Source organism: Mycobacterium sp. TH-M82, from assembly GCF_057473605.1.
Genome location: NZ_JBYCKY010000402.1, coordinates 1 through 4,885 on the forward strand (window position 1 = coordinate 1; position 4,885 = coordinate 4,885).

Genomic DNA, 4,885 nt, shown 5'->3' on the forward strand with positions numbered 1-4,885 from the left:
CGACCACGGCGCCACCAGCGCCGGCGACTGGCAAACCACCGTCACCGACACCGGCCGACTGGTCCGGGCCGACGGCACCGGCCCACCCCAGATCAACCACGCCCACCACCGCGAAGAAGTCCTACGCGGCGACCCCGACCCACCAGCACACGCGCCCTGGCGGGCGTGTGAATCTCCCGTGTTGCCATCATGAACACCTGCGCGGCGAACGCATTAGACGACCTCGCTGACTGGTCGCCGTGGCGGACTTAGATGATGCTGCGCGCCGAAACGTCGACTTCGACCTAGCGGCCGGCGATCGCGAGTTCGCTATCAGTGATGCGCTTCTGGCAACGCGCACACCGCTGCCGACGCCGTTGCTCAAGCGCATCCGGGAGGGTGTCGACATGGGCTGGTACCGGGACGCGACCCGTAAGTTGGTCCTCGATGGCCTTGATCGCCAAGAGCGCCAGAGCGTCGCTTGAGCCTGCGAAGCTGCCCCGGCTGACACGCCCGCAGACGTGAATACTGTCGCCCATGTGCACCAGCAGGAGGCAGCATTTCGGGAATTGTCGACCGCTCAGCGGACCCGGAAGATCACCGAGCGCTGCACGACGACGTTGATCACCGTCGCGGTGCCCTGTGCGGCCACGAAGGCAACCGGAATCGCCCACCTCCGAAAGTGCAGTTGTCGCTGGAAGCCGGGCGATTGTCTACCTGCCCAATTTCCAGTGACTGGTGAGGCAGATGTGCTTACTCCTGCGGGAAGCCCTCGCGGTCATGCGTCGACCCGCCGTAGCACCGGATGTCAATTGATCACGGCAGCAAGCTGAAGCGCCCGCCGCGAGTCGGGCGCAGGACTGCAAAATGTCGGTGGTCGAGGGTGACGATCGTGCGAGTGCGGAACCGATCAGCCAGCACCACGTTGGATGCATCCGCGATCCCGATACGCTGATCACGGTATTTCTTGATGACGCCGGCGGCTTCCTCCAGCTCCGACGAGCCGAAATCGGCCAGCTCCCAAGCGCCGCCGGAGAGTTCCCGTAGCGCAGCGAGTTCGGCGTCGACACCGATCCGGGTCGCGATGAGGTAGTCCAGCTCGGCCACGACGTACGGCGAGACGACGAGCACGTCCGTGGATTCGTCGATCACGCGCGACACCGCGTCATGGTCCGGCTCGCCGGCATCGAAATAAGCCAGCAACGCGCCGGTGTCGATGATCACCGCTCCCCGAAACCATCGAGAAGCTCGTCAACGCGACGGGCGGCGGGCTCCGAACCGGAAAACAGGCCACCGCGGGGCCGGGGCCTGGCCTGGCTTACGCCGGCTTGGATGGATTCGCGAATCACCTTGGCTTCGGAGACACCGCGCTGCTTTGCGACGCGCTTGACGGCCGTCTTGAGCTCGCTCGGCAGATAGATCGTCGTTTTGTCCACGACATATGGTACAACCGCTGGCACCATACTCGACGTCCAGGTGCGCAGCCGAGTCGCTGAAGCTGCACCCAGTGGGGCATCCCTGGCGCTGGCGTTACCCCAGGTGTCGCCGGCTCAGCCACCCTGCAAGTCCGCCTACATTCGTCATCCACAGGCCTGGCTAGCGCTGCGGCCGTGCGGCCTGCACCATTCAACGATGACCGACGATCTACACGCCAACAGACTGGGAACGTTGCTGCGGCTGCGCGGCGGGGACCTGGGAGCCGGTGAGCCCGTCGCGGTCTGCTGGGGTAGCGCTGCGGCAGCCCGACGTTAAAGCCCTTAACACACGCAAGGTGTTGGACGAAAATATCCTTGACACAGGCAAGGGCAGGAAGGCAGAATGGCCGACCGGATGAACCAGATCATCGAAGCCGCCGAGCAGCAAGGCTTCGAGGTCCGCCAGACTGCCCGGGCGACCTGGATCTTCCGCAAGGGCACCGTCACGGTGACCCACAGGATGCCGGGCAATGCCGTTGAGTGGCTGCGATTCATCGCACTGCTGCGTACCGCGGGTCTGGTCTTTCCGCCCGAGCGACAAGGAGGATCCCTAGATGCCCGAGCAGTGGATGGCGCGCGTGAGTGCATTCGTGCGCAACGTCGGTCCGGACGAGCAGGCTGAGCTGACTGAGAAGCTCGACGCTGGCGTCAGTGTCGATTCGGCTACCGGCCTGTTGACCGCCGTCTATCAGGTCACCGCCAATACCCTGCGACAGGCTGTAGACGAAGCCCTCCGGACGGCCCGCACCCTACCGACGAAACCGAGTCAACTGCAGGTGCAGCCCCTCGATGAGTGGATGGCCGAACAGAAGGCGCCGGGTCCGCAAGACCTGATCGGCGCAACTGAGGCCGCGGGGTTGCTCGGGGTGTCTCGGCAACGGGTAGGACAACTCACCGAGCGGCCGGACTTCCCGACCCCGATCGCGCGCCTGTCCGCCGGCCCGGTCTGGACCCGGGCCAGCATCGAGGTGTTCAACCGGAATTGGGACCGCAAGATCAGCGGCCGCCCCTCCGCAAATCCGACAAAGTCGATAGCCGGCATTCGCGGATAAACGAACGGGCGGTGTTGGTGTCCCCGGGCGTGGTGGCTGAATTGGTGCCCGCCACACCACCTCCGAGACCACGATCAGCTGATCATCGCTGCGCGGATCGGTCACGCGGAGTATCAGCCACGGGGCGCGATCTCCTGACTTGCCGCGGAATCGAGGTCCGCTCGTAATCGTTCCAACTCCACACGCGGAGCGCTCCTGAACGCCGCGACGGCCGCCTCGGCCCTGATGAATCGATTTCTGCGTAGCGGGGAAAGCTCGCCGCCGGGACCCCCAAGGGTGATTAATTACGGCATGATTTCTATACATGGTTGAGTTTGAGTTTGATTCCGCCAAGAGCGCGGCAAACCTGGTCAAGCTTGACCATATGGCGAGCCGAAGCTACACCCAGTACGGCACCCGCGCCCGGTACTGTCGCATCGCCACCGCGGCGAAGAGCCAACCCACAACGGTCAGCACCAGTACCACCGCCCAGTGCCGCAGCGGCTGATGGGCGCCGAGCAGCGGCAACCGCATCAGGTCCAGGTAATGGAAAAGCGGGTTGAATTCGACGACGGCCATCCACCGGGTCGCATTCTGTGCGCGCAGGGTGTCGTAGTTCCAGATGATCGGCGTCATCAAGAACAGCAGCTGCACCACCGAGAACAGCAGCGGGCCGATGTCGCGGTAGCGGGTGGCCAGGATGCCGAAGCACAGTGACACCCACACGCAGTTCAACACGATCAGCAACAGCGCCGGCAGCACCGACAGGTCGGCCCACGACCACGGCTTGGGATAGATCAACGCGATCGGTATGTAGATGACGATGTTGTGCGCGAACAGGATCAGCTGCCGCCACACCAGCCGGTAGACGTGCACACTCAACGGCGTGGGCAGCTGTTTGATCAGGCCCTCGTTGGCGACGAACACATCGGCGCCCTCCAGGATGGCGGCGTTGAGCAGGTTCCAGATGATCAGCCCCAGCGCCACATACGGCAGATGCACCGACAACTCGAGGTGAAACAGCTTGGAGTACAAGCCACCCATAGCCACCGCGGTGGTGGCGGTGCCGATGGTGATCCAGAACGGGCCCAGCACGCTACGCCGGTAACGTTGCTTGATGTCCTGCCAGCCCAGGTGCAGCCACAGCTCGTGGCGGCGATACCCCTCGACCAGGTCGGCGCGGGCTCGTTTCAGCGTCCGGGATTGCCGGGCCGCGTCGATGAAGGTCATTCCTGCTCCCCAGGATCCCCAAGGCGAGCGAACTTCTCGCGACGGCCCAACCGCCGCAACCGGATCCACTCGGCCAGGCCGGCCACATCGAAGCGGCGCGACACCAGGAAGAACCAGCCGAACCGTAGCCACTCCTGTATCAGCAGGCGGCGCATCCCGCGCTGGGCCATCAGGTAGCCGCGGTTGCGGTAGGTGAAAAACCGCTTGCACGGATCGTCGGGGTACTGGGCGTGCATCGTCCCGCCCAGGATCGGCTTGAACTCGCCCGAACCGCACGGGTGCAGATACACCGCGTTCAGGCAGGTGCCGAATGCCAGCCCGGAGCGCACCAGCCGGCGGTGTAGCTCCACCTCGTCGCCCCGCACGAACAGCCGAACATCGGGCACGCCAACGGCTTCCAACGCGTGAGCGGCGAACAGCGCACCGTTGAACAGCGAGGCGATCCCGGGAAGCAGGGCAGGATCTGCTGCGCCAGAATGTAGTTCGCTGACCAGCCGCCGCCACTTGAGTCCTCGCCGCAGCGGAAACGCCAGCCGCTCGGGGTCGTCGATGTCGCAGACCATCGGCGACACCTCCGCCAATCCGTACTCGGCGGCGCACGCCATTAGGCCCGCCAGCACGCCCGAGTCGGCGGGCCGGCCGTCGTCGTCGGCCAGCCACAGCCAGTCCGCTCCCGCGGCCAGCGCATGCAGCATACCCAACGCGAATCCGCCTGCACCGCCGAGGTTTCGGCGCGATCTCAGATAGCTCGACGGGATGGGCTGGCCATCCACCAGCTTCCAGACCTTATCGTCCGAGTCGTTGTCGACGACGACCAGATGGTCGGGCTGGCGGGTCTGGGTGACCACCGCGTCCAGCGACGTGGCCAGTTGGTCGGCCCGCCGGTAAGTGACGACGACGGCGTACACCAGCTCGGTCACGCCTTGTCACCGACGCTGTCGGCGCGGGTCTCCGACAGCACGTCGCGCACCTGCCGGGCGGCGGCCTCACCGTCGTAGGCGCCGACCACCTCCTCGATGCCGCCCGCCATTTTGATAGTGCCGTGGTCGATCCAGATCGCGGTCTTGCACAGGCGCGCCAGAAACTCGTTGGAATGGCTGGCGAACACCAGGATTCCGGACCGCTCCACCAGCTTCTGCAGCCGGGACTGGGCCTTCTTCATGAATTCGG

General features: G+C 65.1%; 7 protein-coding genes and 3 pseudogenes. 4 read left to right on the forward strand and 6 right to left on the reverse strand.

Going from position 1 to position 4,885, the window contains the following annotated elements; translation table 11 throughout:
- A pseudogene (locus AC2VON_RS12435) lies at positions 1 to 193 on the forward strand (hypothetical protein); the annotation flags it as partial.
- A gap of 46 nt (positions 194 to 239) precedes the next feature.
- Positions 240 to 464 (forward strand): hypothetical protein, encoded by a 225-nt coding sequence (locus AC2VON_RS12440; RefSeq protein WP_486953244.1) that lies wholly within the window; start codon positions 240 to 242, stop codon positions 462 to 464.
- A 95-nt stretch (positions 465 to 559) separates the two neighbouring features.
- Here AC2VON_RS12440 and AC2VON_RS12445 read toward each other — a convergent pair.
- From AC2VON_RS12445 to AC2VON_RS12455, 3 genes and pseudogenes are all read right to left on the reverse strand, one after another.
- Positions 560 to 667 (reverse strand): annotated as a pseudogene (locus tag AC2VON_RS12445) (GtrA family protein); the annotation flags it as partial.
- Between the two features lie 128 nt (positions 668 to 795).
- The gene (locus AC2VON_RS12450; protein WP_486953245.1) at positions 796 to 1,203 is read right to left on the reverse strand and encodes a PIN domain-containing protein; all 408 of its coding nucleotides are present in this window, start codon (positions 1,201 to 1,203) and stop codon (positions 796 to 798) included.
- Positions 1,200 to 1,415 (reverse strand): ribbon-helix-helix domain-containing protein, encoded by a 216-nt coding sequence (locus AC2VON_RS12455; RefSeq protein ID WP_486953246.1) that lies wholly within the window; start codon positions 1,413 to 1,415, stop codon positions 1,200 to 1,202. The genes AC2VON_RS12450 and AC2VON_RS12455 overlap by 4 nt, the downstream gene beginning before the upstream one ends.
- 382 nt (positions 1,416 to 1,797) lie before the next feature.
- Between AC2VON_RS12455 and AC2VON_RS12460 the strand changes: the two genes are divergently transcribed.
- Together AC2VON_RS12460 and AC2VON_RS12465 are read left to right on the forward strand one after the other, a co-directional pair.
- Positions 1,798 to 2,076 (forward strand): hypothetical protein, encoded by a 279-nt coding sequence (locus AC2VON_RS12460; RefSeq protein WP_486953247.1) that lies wholly within the window; start codon positions 1,798 to 1,800, stop codon positions 2,074 to 2,076.
- Positions 2,033 to 2,506 (forward strand): hypothetical protein, encoded by a 474-nt coding sequence (locus AC2VON_RS12465; RefSeq protein WP_486953248.1) that lies wholly within the window; start codon positions 2,033 to 2,035, stop codon positions 2,504 to 2,506. The genes AC2VON_RS12460 and AC2VON_RS12465 overlap by 44 nt, the downstream gene beginning before the upstream one ends.
- A 378-nt stretch (positions 2,507 to 2,884) precedes the next feature.
- Here the strand turns inward: AC2VON_RS12465 and wzm are convergent, their stop codons facing one another.
- From wzm to AC2VON_RS12480, 3 genes and pseudogenes are all read right to left on the reverse strand, one after another.
- Positions 2,885 to 3,715, reverse strand: coding sequence for a galactan export ABC transporter permease subunit Wzm/RfbD (wzm, locus tag AC2VON_RS12470; RefSeq protein WP_486953249.1), 831 nt, complete (start codon positions 3,713 to 3,715; stop codon positions 2,885 to 2,887).
- Complete coding sequence (glfT1, locus tag AC2VON_RS12475) at positions 3,712 to 4,635, reverse strand: galactofuranosyltransferase GlfT1 (RefSeq protein ID WP_486953250.1); 924 nt, start codon at positions 4,633 to 4,635, stop codon at positions 3,712 to 3,714. The genes wzm and glfT1 overlap by 4 nt, the downstream gene beginning before the upstream one ends.
- Positions 4,632 to 4,885 (reverse strand): annotated as a pseudogene (locus AC2VON_RS12480) (ABC transporter ATP-binding protein); the annotation flags it as partial. The pseudogene AC2VON_RS12480 and the gene glfT1, both read right to left, overlap by 4 nt.